Genomic DNA, 12,815 nt, shown 5'->3' on the forward strand with positions numbered 1-12,815 from the left:
TTATAAAAGACTTATTACTGATCCATCGGCTAGCTATATAATCATTTGCTTTGCCTGATGTCTTTAGCCACTTCAACCTTTTTTTACAGGATGATTTGGCAACTTGTTCCATGCTTTTATCCCAGTCTGGAGGGCGATTCTGGCCAAGACTTGCGGAAGAACGACATAGGTGAACGGCCGGTCTTTCCCTTTCGGTCGAAGCACTTGCCGTATGGGTCGAAGCACTTGCGCTGCAGGTTGGCCGTCATCGGCCTCACGGAGCGGTCCGGTGTTCGGTGGCGCAGAGGCACGGGAGGCGGACGATGCGCGGTCGCGATGCGCAAGGTTTATGCACAGTGTCGCAGCAGGAAAAGCGTCCTGTGCCGGTGAGCCTGTGCTTTACTCGTTGCCGACCAGCGCTAAACTGATGGTGGGTAGGAAACAAAAACGAGACATGCCGATGATCAGAAAAACAACTGCGCTCGTGATTTGCCTGATTGTCCTGCCGTCGATTGCCGATGCGGCACGGTTGACCATGGATGACAAGGTATCGCGCTGGCCCCGCGCCTCCACGGACGAGAAGATCGATTTCGCCACCCGCATGGGCAAGGCCTTCTCCAGCCTGAACGCCGAGCTCGACAAGAATTACTTCATCCGCTGCCTGGAAGAGACCGCGAATATCGGCAATCCGGGCGAGATCAAACTGGAATCGGCGGTGAAGATGTGCGTGTCCGTGAAGAAGGACCCGCCGGAATAGGCGGTCCCCGCGGGGCCCTGCCTCGTGCGCGAGGCCGACGACCTTCCGAACCGCCCTCCTCCCCGGATCGAGCGGCGATGGCGCAGCATCAGCATCGGTTCACATCACAGATGATTCCTGTCGCAGCCGAAAGCTCGATCCGCCGGAGGCACGATGGCCGGTCCCGCCCGCTGCGGAGATGGGCGCTGGCCGGGCTCGCAATCATGGTGTCGGGGGCGGCCTCGGCGGAGGAAGGGCGCATGGCCGCCCTGTATCCGCATGACGGGCGCCGCGATCTGACGGGGGCCGACATCACCCGCTATCCCGGCGCGGGCGTCCTGTTCTGCCATCGCCGGCCGGACGGTATCCCGCAGAAGGCGGCGGCGGCCTGGCTCGTCGGGTCGTCACGCCTCGTGGTGATGAACGCACACAATTTCCGCAACCGCCGCATGGAGGTGACGCGGGAGGTGGAGGATTGCTTCTTCCAGATCGGCGGGCGGAATTACGGCTTCGTGCCGGCGAGCCTGCGTCTCGGCGCGGCGCCCGACGCCAAGGCCCTGCACATCACCGACGATTGGGCCTTGCTCGACCTCACGGAGGCGGTGGTCGGCGCGCCGCCGCAGCCGGTCCCCGAGGCGCCGTCTCTGGCAACGGGCGTCGCGGAGATTCCCGTGGTGATGGTCTCACCCGGCGGGCACGAGAATTATCGCGGGCCGAGCAGCACCGAGACCTGCGCGATCCACCAGATCGATCCGCCGACGGAGGACGACATCCGCCGCGCCCGGCACAATTGCAACGATGGGTTCGGCGGCTCGGGCTCCGGCCTGTTCGGCCTGTCGGGCCGTCTCGTGGCGATGCAGAGCGCCTCGCTCTCCATGAATTCGCGCCGCCCCTTCGACCTCGACTTCCATTACGGTTCCGCCCTGCTCTTCGAAGGCGCCCTTCTGGCGGCGATCCGGCAGGCCGTGGCAGTGGAAAGCGAGGCCCCGAAGACCCGGTGAGGCGCGGGGGGCGTCTCACGGCTTGTTTCCGTCGTTTTTCCAGGGCTTCACCTCATCCTGAGGTGCCGCACAGCGGCCTCGAAGGAGGCTTCCAGGGATCGCGCGACCGCTGGAGGGCTCCTTCGAGGCCCGCTGTCGCGGGCACCTCAGGATGAGGTGGTCTGCTGGGATGATCGGCTCCGGCATGAGCATCCAATCAAGCCGGCACTCAATGCACGGTGGGGCCCGGCTCTTCCGGCGCGAGGGTGACAACCTCGGAGAACGGGAATTCGAGAACCGTTTCGCCGGCTTCGTCGGTGACCACCAGCACCGCCCCCATCAGGCGGGCCTGGGCCTCCGCCTCGCTCATCGTCGCCTGAATCGTGTCGCGGGCGACCTCCCAGGCATGGTCGGCATCCCGCAATTCGGTGCCGGTGGGATCGGCGATGACCTCCCGGCCGATATGGGTGTGAAAGAAGAAGCGGGGCATCGCAGCACTCGATCGGCTTGAGGAACAGCCGATATCAGCTGGAAACCGAGGCGCGGCGGCGCAAGTCCCGCTGGCCCGTCTTGCAGGGCGGAACCGGTCTTTCCGCAGGTGCTTCAGCCCCGAGCCAATCGCGAATGACGCTGCGAATAGGCGGTGTAGATCACCAGCGCGACACCGATCCAGATCGCGAAGAGCAGGTAGGTGTCCCGTGGCAGCGCCGCGATGAGCATCAGGCAGCAGGCGAGGCTCGCGAGGGGGACGAATGGGTAGAGCGGCACGCGAAATCCTCGCGGCAAGTCGGGGCGTCGCCGGCGCAGGATGATCACGCTGAGGGAAACCGCCGTGAAGGCCACGAGGGTGCCCATGCTGGTGAGGTTGGCGAGCACGTCGAGGGGAACGAGCGCCGCCAGCGAGGCGACGAAGAATCCCACCGCCAGCGTATTGGCGTTCGGGCTCCGGCTGTGCCGGTCCACGCGCTGGAACAGCGTCGGCAGCAGCCCGTCCCGGCTCATGGCGAAGAGGATACGGGTCTGGCCATACATCGTCACCAGGGTCACGGAGAAGATGGAGATGACCGCCCCGATCGACAGGACGAGGGCCGGCCAGGCCGTTCCGGTGACGTTTCTGAGGATCACCGCCAGCCCGGCATCCTGCCCGGCAAAGTGCGTCCAGGGTTGGGCTCCGATCCCCGCGAGGGCGACGAGGAGGTAGATCGCGGTGACGATGACCAGGGAGAGGAGGATACCCAGGGGCAGCGTGCGCGCCGGGTCGCGCACCTCCTCGCTCGCCGTCGAGATCGTATCGAGGCCGATATAGGAGAAGAAGATCGTCGAGGCAGCAGTGCCGATCCCGGCCCAGCCGAGGGGAGCGAAGGGCGTGAGGTTCGCAGGCTCGAACGCCGTGAGGGCGACGACGGCGAAGAACACCAGCACGGCGAGCTTCAGGACCACGAGGACCGCGTTGATCGCAGTGGATTCGGCGGTGCCGCGCAGGAGCAGCAGGGTGCACAGGCCGATGAGGACGATGGCCGGCAGGTTGACGTAGCCGCCCCGGCCGGGGGGCTGGCTGATGGAATCCGGCATGGTCCAGCCGATGAGCGCACCGAAGACCTCGTTGAGATACTGGCCCCATCCGACGGCGATGGCCGAGGCGGAGACCGCGTATTCGAGAAGAAGGCAGGCCCCGACGAGGAAGGCCGCGAGTTCCCCGAGGGTGGCGTAAGCATAGGAATAGGACGAGCCCGAGAGCGGCAGCGCCGAGGCCAGCTCCGCGTAGCAGAGCGCCGTGAGACCCGCCGTGACGGCGGCCAGCAGGAACGAGACCAGGATGGCGGGTCCTGCCTCGGGCACCGCCGCGCTCAGGATCACGAAAATGCCGGTGCCGACCGTGGCGCCGACCCCGAGCATGACGAGGCGGAACAGGCCGATGGAGCGTTCGAGGGGCCGGGCTCCGGCATCGGCACCCTGCGTCGCGGGGGATACGGGTTTCCGCCGCAGTGCCGACCGGCGCCAGTCGCTTGGTCCCCCGTCCGATCCGATCAACGACCACATCGCGACGCGACCTCATAGCGACCAGGACGAGAGGTGCCGATCATGTTGCCCTGCCCATTTCGCCCTCTCCCATCGCAGCAAGGGCTATGCCGCCTCGCGCGGGCGCGCATCCTGCCTATGATCGATTCGGTATCGGTCCGGGAGACGAGGCGTCATGGCGGACAAACTGAATGTCGTTCCCTTCGTCAGCGTCGACAACATGATGAGGCTCGTCCTCGCGATCGGCGTCGAGCGGTTCCTGCGGGAATTGGCCGCCACGATCGAGGAAGATTTCCGGCGCTGGCACCTGTTCGACAAGCAGCCGCGCCTGGCCTCCCACAGCGCGGACGGGGTGATCGAACTGATGCCGACCAGCGACGGCACCACCTACGGCTTCAAATACGTCAACGGTCACCCGAAGAACGCCCGCAGCGGGCGCCAGACCGTGGCCGCCTTCGGCGTGCTGGCCGATGTCGGCAACGGCTATCCGATGCTGCTCACCGAGATGACGATCCTCACGGCTCTGCGCACCGCCGCCATGTCGGCGGTCGCGGCGAAATACCTCGCCCCGAAAGGGGCGCGGACCATGGCGATCATCGGGAACGGCGCCCAGGCCGAGTTCCAGGCGCTGGCCTTCAAGGCCCTCATCGGCATCGATTCCCTGCGCCTCTACGACATCGACCCGGCCGCCAGCGCCAAGTGCCGGCGCAACCTCGCGGGGTTCGGCTTCAGGATCGCGATCTGTTCGAGCACCGCCGGGGCGGTGGAAGGCGCCGACATCGTCACCACGGCGACGGCCGACAAGCAATGCGCCACCATCCTCACCGACAACCTCGTCGGCCCCGGCATCCACATCAACGCCGTCGGCGGGGATTGCCCCGGCAAGACCGAGCTCCACCCCGACATCCTTCGCCGTTCGGACATCGTCGTCGAATACGCGCCCCAGACCCGGCTCGAAGGCGAGATCCAGCAATTGCCGGCCGATCACCCCGTCACCGAACTCTGGCGGGTGATCGCCGGCGAGGTGCCGGGGCGGAGGGACGACAGGCAGATCACGCTGTTCGATTCCGTCGGTTTCGCGGTCGAGGATTTCTCCGCCCTGCGATACCTGCGCTCGGTGCTGGCCGGCACCGGCTTCTTCGCGGATCTCGACCTGCTGGCGGACCCGGACGATCCCCGCGACCTGTTCGGGATGCTGCTTCGGGCGGAGGGCCGGGCTGGTCCCGATCCTGCGGCGCCATGACGATCCGCCGACCCGTGCCTCACGGCTGTCGTGCGCGGCCCCTATGGTGTCGGCGGATCGGAGAATGAACCCATGGACGAGAAACGCTGCATCCTCATCGGCGTGCCGGTCCAGGAGGGCACGAGCCGGCTGGGCTGCGACATGGGCCCGAGCGCTTACCGGGCCGCCGGTTTGGGCGGCGCCCTCACCTCCCTCGGCCTGGTGGTGGAGGATCGCGGGAACATCGCCCCTCCCCCCGGCGAGGCCGTCGCCCATCCCAATCCGAGCGTGACCAACCTCTCCGACTTCGCGCGCTGGACGTCGGCGCTCAGCGAGGCCGCCTATCGGGCCGGGGGCGAGGGCCTGCCGATTTTCCTCGGCGGCGATCACAGCCTCTCGGCCGGTACGGTCTCGGGCATGAGCCGGCGGGCGGCCGAAGAGGGAAGCGAGTTGCATGTGCTCTGGCTCGACGCGCATCCCGATCTCCACACCCTGGAGACGACGACGAGCGGCAATCTCCACGGCGTGCCGATGGCCTATGCGATCGGTCTCAAGGGGTTCGCCCCCTACCTGCCGCCGCCCGTCGCGCCGGTGAAACCGCACAACGTCTGCATGATCGGCCTGCGCAGCGTCGATCCAGCGGAGCGGCAGACGATCCGCGAGGCTGGGATCACGGTGCACGACATGCGCGCCATCGACGAGTTCGGCATCGGCATCCTGCTGAAGGCCTTCCTCGAACGGGTGGCCGCCGCCGGCGGATGGCTGCATGTGAGCCTCGACGTGGATTTTCTCGATCCCGGCATCGCGCCGGGCGTCGGCACCACGGTTCCGGGCGGCGCCACCTTCCGCGAGGCGCATCTCGCCATGGAGATGCTGCACGATAGCGGGCTCGTCCGCAGCCTCGACCTCGTCGAGCTCAACCCGTTCCTCGACGAGCGCGGCCGCACCGCCATCCTGATGACGGATCTCGCCGCCAGCCTGATGGGACGCAGCGTCCTCGACCGCCCGACGCGGAGTTTTTGACCGACGGGGTTCACCCGTCTGCTCCTTCAGACGAAGCGCGTCCCCCTCCCTTGTGGGCTACTCGCTCTATCCAACAGGGGTTCGACATGAGGCGCGACGGGCTCCCTCTCCTGGAAGGAGAGGGGACCCGAGGTGCCCGCCAGATGGGTGAATATCGGCGGCCGATTCGGATCGGCGTCGCGCAAGGGGCACGAAACGGCGTTCAGAGCCGGTCGCGGGCGCCGGTCAGGAATGCGCGCAGATCCTGCGCGGTGGGGAAGTAGATGTCGGCGTCCGTCTCCTTCCACAATCCCTTCAACGTCTCGTCGGACGCCTCGCGGAGGGCGCGGTCGATGAACTGCCGCAACCGGACGCGCTCCTCGCCGCGGAAGAGGTTGAGAACGAAATCGTACATCTCGTCGAGCGTCGGCGCGCCGCCACCGATGTCCTGCATGAACCAACGGCCGAACTTCAGGAATTCCGGGGACGCTCGCATGTCAATCTCCGTCGTTGCGCGGATAGGCGGTATGGATGCGGTACCCGCGGGGGTTGCCCGGATCGTGAAGGATAAAGATTCCGACACCGTAAGTCGTACGCATGTACGGCTCAAGCTGCCCCGCCGTGTAGGCTTCCCGACTAGTTTTGTATCCAAATCGGGACTTTAGGAATGCATTGGCCTTTTTCCCGGTTGCGACGTCATCAACTTCGGAGGCGTTCTGTTTCAAGGTGCGGTTGATGAGATCGTTTGCGGTCTCCACAGACTCGAACGTGCCATCTCGCCTGAGGCCATAGTCTACGAACAGAAATCTCCTTTTGCTGGACTGGACGCGCTGCATCATCTGCGCGTCCGTCTTACCGACATGCTCGCGAAGCGTATGGCCGCCGCGCACCTCTTCTTCGGAGAGCACGACCGTGTACCGACGGTTGAGGTCATCCGAGACGTGGACGATCCGCGCATCGTCACCGGAATCATATCCGTCGCCCGCACCGCCGTCCGTCCATTGGCCGCCGTCCGGATGTCCGGCCGGCACGCGGGGTTGATCGGCATGGTACGCACGGAGCGACAGACGCAACCGCTGAAACGCGACCTGAACACGGCACGACGTGATCAGCCATCTCGCCCGCAGAAGGGCCGTTGCGCTCGACGACATCGGATTCACCCCCTTGATCAAGCTATTATACCTATAAAGGAATAATAGCATAATATCAGTTACGAAATCGGGGGGGGTGAAACGCGAAACGCCGGAGCCCCTTTCGAGGCCCCGGCGTCGCGCATTGTCCGAAAGGCCGGGCGAGCCGCCCGGCCGGCCCGCTCTCAGAGCGAGTAGTACATCGTGAACTCGACCGGATGCGGGGTCATCTCGTAGCGCATCACTTCCGTCATCTTCAGTTCGATGAAGGAGTCGATCTGGTCGTCCGAGAACACGCCGCCGGCCTTGAGGAAGGCGCGGTCGCGGTCGAGGTTCGTGAGGGCTTCACGCAGGCTGCCGCAGACGGTGGGGATCTTCTTCAACTCGCGCGGGGGCAGGTCGTAGAGATCCTTGTCCATGGCCGGGCCCGGATCGATCTTGTTGATGATGCCGTCGAGGCCGGCCATCAGCAGGGCCGAGAAGGCGAGGTAGGGGTTCGCCATCGGATCGGGGAACCGGACCTCGACGCGCTTGGCCTTCGGGTTCGTCGTCCACGGGATACGACAGGAGGCCGAGCGGTTGCGGGCCGAGTAGGCCAGCAGCACGGGGGCCTCGTAGCCGGGCACCAGACGCTTGTAGGAGTTGGTGGACGGGTTGGTGAAGGCGTTCAGCGCCTTGGCGTGCTTGATGATGCCGCCGATGTACCAGAGGCATTCCTGGCTGAGATCGGCATACTTGTCGCCGGCGAAGATCGGCTTGCCGTCCTTCCAGATCGACTGGTGCACGTGCATGCCCGAGCCGTTGTCGCCGTAGACGGGCTTGGGCATGAAGGTCGCGGTCTTGCCGTAGCTCTGGGCCACGTTGTGAATCGCGTACTTATAGATCTGCATGTGGTCGGCGAGTAGGGTCAGCGTGTCGAACTTCATGCCGAGCTCGTGCTGGGCCGAGGCGACCTCGTGGTGGTGCTTCTCGACCTTGACGCCCATGGACTGCATGGCGGCCAGCATTTCGCCGCGCATGTCCTGCGCCGAATCCTGCGGCGGCACCGGGAAGTAGCCGCCCTTGGTGGCGACGCGGTGGCCGAGGTTGCCGCCCTCGTAATCGGTGAATCCGTTGGTGGGCAGTTCGACCGAATCGAGCTGGAAGCCGGTATGGTACGGGTCGGAGCCGAACTTCACGTCGTCGAACACGAAGAACTCGGCCTCGGGGCCGACATAGATCGTGTCACCGATGCCGGTGGACTTGAGGAACGCCTCGGCGAGCTTGGCGGTGCTGCGCGGATCGCGCGAATACGGCAGGCCGGACGAGGGCTCGAGCACGTCGCAGACGATCGACATGGTGGAGGCCGAGAAGAACGGGTCCATGCAGGCCGTCGCCGGGTCGGGCATCAGCAGCATGTCGGATTCGTTGATCGCCTTCCAGCCGGCGATCGACGAGCCGTCGAACATCGTGCCTTCGGCGAAGATTTCCTCATCGACGAGGGACACGTCGAACGTGACGTGCTGCCACTTGCCCCGGGGATCGGTGAAGCGGAAATCGACGTACTTGACGTCGTTGTCCTTGATTTCCTTGAGGACCTGATCGGCGGTCTTTGCCATCCCTGTGTCTCCTTCGAGGCTCAGCCTGTCTCGGCCGTGGTTTTGCCGCACCACGCGGTGGCGTGCCGCGGATTGGGAAGGGGCGTGCGCGAGGGACTTAGCTTCTAGGGCGGCGCGAGGCTAGAGCCGCGCTTGGCCGGATTGTAACAGGCCGGCGCCTTCGCCCCATCGTTCCGTTCGACCGCCGCCGCCGGCCGGCCGAAGCCATGCCGGAACATCCGCCGGAAGCGGGCGCTAGATCGCGTCGGTGCCGGTCTCGCCGGTGCGGATGCGGATCGCTTCCTCGATGGTCGAGACGAAGATCTTGCCGTCGCCGATGCGTCCGGTCTGGGCCGACTTGCGGATGGCTTCCACGGCACCTTCGACCAGGGCGTCGGAGAGGACGATCTCGAGCTTCACCTTGGGCAGGAAATCGACCACGTATTCGGCGCCGCGATAGAGCTCGGTATGGCCCTTCTGCCGGCCGAACCCCTTGGCTTCGATCACGGTGATGCCCTGAAGGCCGACCTCTTGAAGGGCCTCCTTCACCTCGTCCAGCTTGAATGGCTTGATGATCGCTTCGATCTTCTTCATGCCGAACGGGCCTGACCTGAATGCTGCTCCGGGCCCTTTTCCTACCATCGCGGCACGGCCTTCGCCACGCCGTTTTCCCCGAGACAGGCGTTAAATTGCCCATTCGGTAGGCAACGAATGCAAATCGTTTCAGCCAAGCCCGCTTTGCGCCTGAAATAACGGCGCGGCATGAGCGGTGCGCAGGCATGGACAACATGGACAAGGCGAAGTTTCGAATGCCCCCACACCGTCTGATCACCGTCGAAGCGATGCGGAGAATGGACGCCGCCGCCATAGCGGCGGGCGTTCCGGGGATCGAGCTGATGCGCCGGGCGGGCGCCGCCGTGGCCCAGAGGGCCGCCGCGATGGTCGCCGCGCCCTCCCGCATCCTCGTCCTCTGCGGACCCGGCAACAATGGTGGGGACGGTCTCACTGCCGCCCGCCTCCTCGAACGCAGCGGCTATGCGGTCGATCTCGTCTGCACCGCGCCGGTGGAGAGCCTGACGGGCGACGCCGCGTTGGCCGCCGCTGACTGGGAGGGGCCCGTCCTATCCGAGGCCGATCCGGTGGGGGCCGCCCTCGTCATCGATGCCCTGTTCGGGGCGGGCCTGTCCCGCGACCTCGACGGCGCGGCGAAGGCCATGGTCGAGCGGGTCGCCGCGACAGACGTTCCGGTCCTCGCCGTCGACATTCCGAGCGGGATCGACGGCGATACGGGCGCTCTACGCGGGGTGGCGCTCAGGGCGCGCGAGACGGTGACTTTCGTCGCGTTGAAGCCGGGCCACCTGCTGCAGCCGGGCCGCGACCATTGCGGCCATCTCCATGTGGCCGATATCGGCATCGGCGATGCCGCCATCCAGGAAGGACTGGCCGGCACTCCGAGGGTTTGGCGCAACGGGCCGGGTCTCTGGGACTCTGATTTTCCGAGGCTCGACGCCGTGAGTCACAAATACACGAGGGGGCATGTCCTCGCCCTGTCCGGGCCCGCCTTCAAGACCGGGGCGATCCGCCTCGCGGCACGGGCGGCGTTGCGGGTCGGGGCCGGCCTCGTCACCGTGGCCTCCCCCACCGCCGCCATGGCCGAGAACGCCGCGCATCTCACCGCGATCATGCTGACGCCATGCGAGACCGCCGACGACCTCGACGATCTCCTCGTGGACGAGCGCCTCAACGTCATCCTCGCCGGCCCCGGCATGGGGAGCGGCGAGGCGACCCGCGAGCGTGTCGCCGTGGCGGCCGGCGTCGGGCGAAGCCTCGTCCTCGACGCCGACGCGCTCACGAGCTTCAAGGGTCAGGTCGACCAATTGGCGAGCATCATCGCGGATGGCGGGGGGCAGGCAGTGCTGACCCCGCATTCCGGTGAGTTCGGCCGCCTCTTCGCCGATACGGACGCCGTCGACCCGAAGGCGAGCAAGCTCGAACGGGCGCTGAGGGCGGCGTCTGTCGCCGGGGCGGTGGTGGTGTTGAAGGGCGCCGATACCATCATCGCCGCGCCCGACGGACGCGCCGCGATCAACGACCACGCCACGCCCCATCTCGGCACCGCCGGTTCCGGCGATGTCCTCGGCGGCTTCGTCGCCGGCCTACTGGCGCAGGGCATGCCGGCCTTCGAGGCCGCCTGCGCGGCGGTCTGGCTCCATGGCGATGCCGGTTTGCGACACGGGCCGGGGCTCATCGCCGAGGACCTGCCGGAGATGATGCCGCGGGTTCTCGCCGGCCTGGTCAAGTGACCTCGAAGCTCGTCCACAATCCGGTGTCGAACCGCTCCAGCACCGTGGAGCCGATGACCCAGCGGCCGGGATTGTCCGCCTTGAAGGCGATCCGGGCCGTGCGGCTTTCGAGCAGCTGGAACGTGTCGAGCCAATAGGGCTCCCAGCCGTCGTCCAGCGGGTGAAGCAGCCGGAAGGCGTGGCCGTGGACGTGCAGGGCCTGCGGGAAGGCGGTGTCGTTTCGGATCGCCAGGACCACCACCTGGCCGCGCTTCACTGTGAAGGAGGGAGCGGTGCCGGAGGCGCCCGTGATCCCGTTGATCGCCCAGACCCGGTTCGGATCACCGGAATAGGCCGGTTCGGCGTTGGGCTTGTCCTTGTCCAGCTTGGCGCCGCCGGTGATCGCGATGTCGCGGCGGATTGCGTTCTGGAGCTTGACCTCGGCGGGCAGGAGCTTGTTCTCGCCCACCGGTGCGATCGGCGGACGCTTCTCCGTCACCGGCTGGCCCTTGGCGGTGAGTGTCGCCAGGACGAGGCCGTTGCCCACCAGGGCATTGACCGTGACGCTGGCGCCGGCCTCCGCCGGCATGTCGAGCATCAGGTCGTAGCGGGTGCCGGGGGGGAAGGGCAGCGTCGCGCGCAGGGGCTCGAACGTGTCGGTGGGCTGGCCGTCCACCGCCACCACGTAGACCTTGGCGCCCTCGAACCGGATGCGGGTTCCGCGCGCGTTGCAGACATTGCCGAGCCGCAGGCGGATCCGCGATCCCGGGCGAACCTCCACCGCTTCGGGAACCGGCTTACCGTTGATCGTGACGAGATTGCCGAGGCGCCCGGAGGCCGCGGCGAAAGCCGCCTGCCCGAACGGCATCAGCGCGCCGTTCTCCTCCAGCCGCCAATCCTGCATCAGCAGCGCGAGATCCTGGTCGAGCGAGGGCGGCGAGGTCTCCTCGACGATCAACGCGCCGGCAAGGCCCCGCCCCGACGGTTCGCTCGAACCGCCCACGACGAGGGGCCGGATCAGGAACGTGCCCGCATCCGGCGGGACGAAGGAGTAAGTGAAGTCCGCACCCGGAGCGATCGGCGGCTGGGTCACGCCGCCGACGCCGTCCATGGCGTTCTGGTTGCGGACCCCGTGCCAGTGGAGGGAGAGCGGCTTGTCCGTCTTGTTTTCGACGCGCAGGCGGACGGTGTCGCCGAGTTTCGCCCGGATGACGGGAAGGCTCGCTTTGCCGTCGAAGGTCCAGATCGGCGTCTCGGCGGCCGGCTCGGGTTTCAGGCGGTTCGTGCCCGGTCCGGCGATGAGCGCGCGCGGTTCGGGCAACGGCTCGGCCGGCTTGGTCTCGGCTGGCTTGGTCTCGGCCGGCTTGGCCGGCACGGGCGCTGCCTTTGGGGTAGCCTTGCCCGATCCGGTTTGCGCCCCCGCGCCCGCGATGAAAGCCGGTCCGGCAAGGCCGAGGGCCGCCGCCCGGCCGATCAGCGAACGGCGGGACAGGCCACCGGTCTCCGAGGGCGGGTGGTCATTCTTCAGGTCGGAACTCGGCATGTCACCTCGGACGGGAATGAAGGGATGCTCAGGCGCATCCGGCGCTTTCGCCCGCTTGTAGACGGCGGTCCCGCGCGGCGCCAACCGCCGCCACGCCCCTGATGGGCGAGGTCTTATTTTTTTGCTGCGGACTTGCGCGCGCATGCTATAGGACCGCGCTCTGGCGGCTGAAAAGGCGCGCCGGGCGTTGGCGCTTGCGGGCGTGGCGGAACTGGTAGACGCGCTGGATTTAGGTTCCAGTGTCGCAAGACGTGGGGGTTCGAGCCCCTCCGCCCGCACCAGCCTCCGCCGTCGGGAACGGATTGGCTCACAGCGATGGCCGGCCCGCTCTGCCTCTCGGAGTCG

12 protein-coding genes and 1 tRNA gene are annotated in these 12,815 nt (G+C 66.7%); 6 read left to right on the top strand and 7 right to left on the bottom strand.

The window, feature by feature from the left end:
• Positions 1 to 433: 433 nt before the first annotated feature.
• A complete protein-coding gene (locus ACYQOP_RS24220) occupies positions 434 to 736 on the top strand; it encodes a hypothetical protein (RefSeq protein WP_461224620.1) in 303 nt (100 codons plus the stop codon).
• A 203-nt stretch (positions 737 to 939) separates the two neighbouring features.
• Positions 940 to 1,716, top strand: coding sequence for a serine protease (locus ACYQOP_RS24225; RefSeq protein ID WP_461225458.1), 777 nt, complete (start codon positions 940 to 942; stop codon positions 1,714 to 1,716).
• A 208-nt stretch (positions 1,717 to 1,924) separates the two neighbouring features.
• On the opposite strand, the gene ACYQOP_RS24230 is transcribed toward ACYQOP_RS24225, so the two are convergent.
• A complete protein-coding gene (locus ACYQOP_RS24230; RefSeq protein WP_461224622.1) occupies positions 1,925 to 2,185 on the bottom strand; it encodes a DUF6894 family protein in 261 nt (86 codons plus the stop codon).
• Between the two features lie 113 nt (positions 2,186 to 2,298).
• On the bottom strand, positions 2,299 to 3,735 hold the full coding sequence (locus ACYQOP_RS24235) for an amino acid permease (RefSeq protein WP_461224624.1): 1,437 nt from the start codon (positions 3,733 to 3,735) through the stop codon (positions 2,299 to 2,301).
• Positions 3,736 to 3,889: 154 nt separating this feature from the next.
• Between ACYQOP_RS24235 and ACYQOP_RS24240 the strand changes: the two genes are divergently transcribed.
• Both ACYQOP_RS24240 and rocF read left to right on the top strand, forming a co-directional pair.
• Entirely contained in the window at positions 3,890 to 4,957 is a 1,068-nt protein-coding gene (locus ACYQOP_RS24240; RefSeq protein WP_461224626.1) for an ornithine cyclodeaminase, read from the top strand.
• A gap of 72 nt (positions 4,958 to 5,029) precedes the next feature.
• Entirely contained in the window at positions 5,030 to 5,959 is a 930-nt protein-coding gene (gene rocF / locus ACYQOP_RS24245; RefSeq protein ID WP_461224628.1) for an arginase, read from the top strand.
• Positions 5,960 to 6,161: 202 nt separating this feature from the next.
• On the opposite strand, the gene ACYQOP_RS24250 is transcribed toward rocF, so the two are convergent.
• The 4 genes from ACYQOP_RS24250 to ACYQOP_RS24265 all read right to left on the bottom strand — a co-directional run bounded on the left by ACYQOP_RS24250 (position 6,162) and on the right by ACYQOP_RS24265 (position 9,239).
• Entirely contained in the window at positions 6,162 to 6,434 is a 273-nt protein-coding gene (locus ACYQOP_RS24250) for a hypothetical protein (RefSeq protein WP_461224630.1), read from the bottom strand.
• Position 6,435: 1 nt separating this feature from the next.
• Entirely contained in the window at positions 6,436 to 7,089 is a 654-nt protein-coding gene (locus ACYQOP_RS24255) for an RNase A-like domain-containing protein (protein WP_461224632.1), read from the bottom strand.
• Between the two features lie 164 nt (positions 7,090 to 7,253).
• Entirely contained in the window at positions 7,254 to 8,666 is a 1,413-nt protein-coding gene (gene glnA / locus ACYQOP_RS24260; RefSeq protein WP_207410606.1) for a type I glutamate--ammonia ligase, read from the bottom strand.
• A 234-nt stretch (positions 8,667 to 8,900) separates the two neighbouring features.
• Positions 8,901 to 9,239 carry a P-II family nitrogen regulator gene (locus tag ACYQOP_RS24265; protein ID WP_003600526.1) on the bottom strand — a complete coding sequence of 113 codons (339 nt, stop codon included), beginning with the start codon at positions 9,237 to 9,239 and terminating at the stop codon, positions 8,901 to 8,903.
• Between the two features lie 215 nt (positions 9,240 to 9,454).
• On the opposite strand from ACYQOP_RS24265, the gene ACYQOP_RS24270 reads away from it, so the two are divergent.
• Positions 9,455 to 10,948, top strand: coding sequence for an NAD(P)H-hydrate dehydratase (locus ACYQOP_RS24270; RefSeq protein WP_461224635.1), 1,494 nt, complete (start codon positions 9,455 to 9,457; stop codon positions 10,946 to 10,948).
• Here the strand turns inward: ACYQOP_RS24270 and ACYQOP_RS24275 are convergent.
• Positions 10,941 to 12,470, bottom strand: a complete 1,530-nt coding sequence (locus tag ACYQOP_RS24275) for a multicopper oxidase family protein (protein WP_461224636.1) — start codon at positions 12,468 to 12,470, stop codon at positions 10,941 to 10,943. The two genes, ACYQOP_RS24270 and ACYQOP_RS24275, sit on opposite strands and share 8 nt — an antisense overlap.
• Before the next feature lie 196 nt (positions 12,471 to 12,666).
• On the opposite strand from ACYQOP_RS24275, the gene ACYQOP_RS24280 reads away from it, so the two are divergent.
• Positions 12,667 to 12,751 (top strand) — tRNA-Leu (locus ACYQOP_RS24280).
• The last annotated feature ends 64 nt before the right edge of the window (positions 12,752 to 12,815 follow it).

The organism is Methylobacterium sp. CM6247, from assembly GCF_054817925.1.

Excerpts from the sequence above, each read along its gene's own strand:
- ACYQOP_RS24235 (WP_461224624.1), bottom strand. The coding sequence starts at position 3,735 with ATGTGGTCGTTGATCGGATCGGACGGGGGACCAAGCGACTGGCGCCGG.
- ACYQOP_RS24230 (WP_461224622.1), bottom strand. The coding sequence starts at position 2,185 with ATGCCCCGCTTCTTCTTTCACACCCATATCGGCCGGGAGGTCATCGCC.
- ACYQOP_RS24265 (WP_003600526.1), bottom strand. The coding sequence starts at position 9,239 with ATGAAGAAGATCGAAGCGATCATCAAGCCATTCAAGCTGGACGAGGTG.
- glnA (WP_207410606.1), bottom strand. The coding sequence starts at position 8,666 with ATGGCAAAGACCGCCGATCAGGTCCTCAAGGAAATCAAGGACAACGAC.
- ACYQOP_RS24250 (WP_461224630.1), bottom strand. The coding sequence starts at position 6,434 with ATGCGAGCGTCCCCGGAATTCCTGAAGTTCGGCCGTTGGTTCATGCAG.
- ACYQOP_RS24225 (WP_461225458.1), top strand. The coding sequence starts at position 940 with ATGGTGTCGGGGGCGGCCTCGGCGGAGGAAGGGCGCATGGCCGCCCTG.
- ACYQOP_RS24240 (WP_461224626.1), top strand. The coding sequence starts at position 3,890 with ATGGCGGACAAACTGAATGTCGTTCCCTTCGTCAGCGTCGACAACATG.
- rocF (WP_461224628.1), top strand. The coding sequence starts at position 5,030 with ATGGACGAGAAACGCTGCATCCTCATCGGCGTGCCGGTCCAGGAGGGC.
- ACYQOP_RS24220 (WP_461224620.1), top strand. The coding sequence starts at position 434 with ATGCCGATGATCAGAAAAACAACTGCGCTCGTGATTTGCCTGATTGTC.
- ACYQOP_RS24270 (WP_461224635.1), top strand. The coding sequence starts at position 9,455 with ATGCCCCCACACCGTCTGATCACCGTCGAAGCGATGCGGAGAATGGAC.
- ACYQOP_RS24275 (WP_461224636.1), bottom strand. The coding sequence starts at position 12,470 with ATGCCGAGTTCCGACCTGAAGAATGACCACCCGCCCTCGGAGACCGGT.
- ACYQOP_RS24255 (WP_461224632.1), bottom strand. The coding sequence starts at position 7,089 with ATGTCGTCGAGCGCAACGGCCCTTCTGCGGGCGAGATGGCTGATCACG.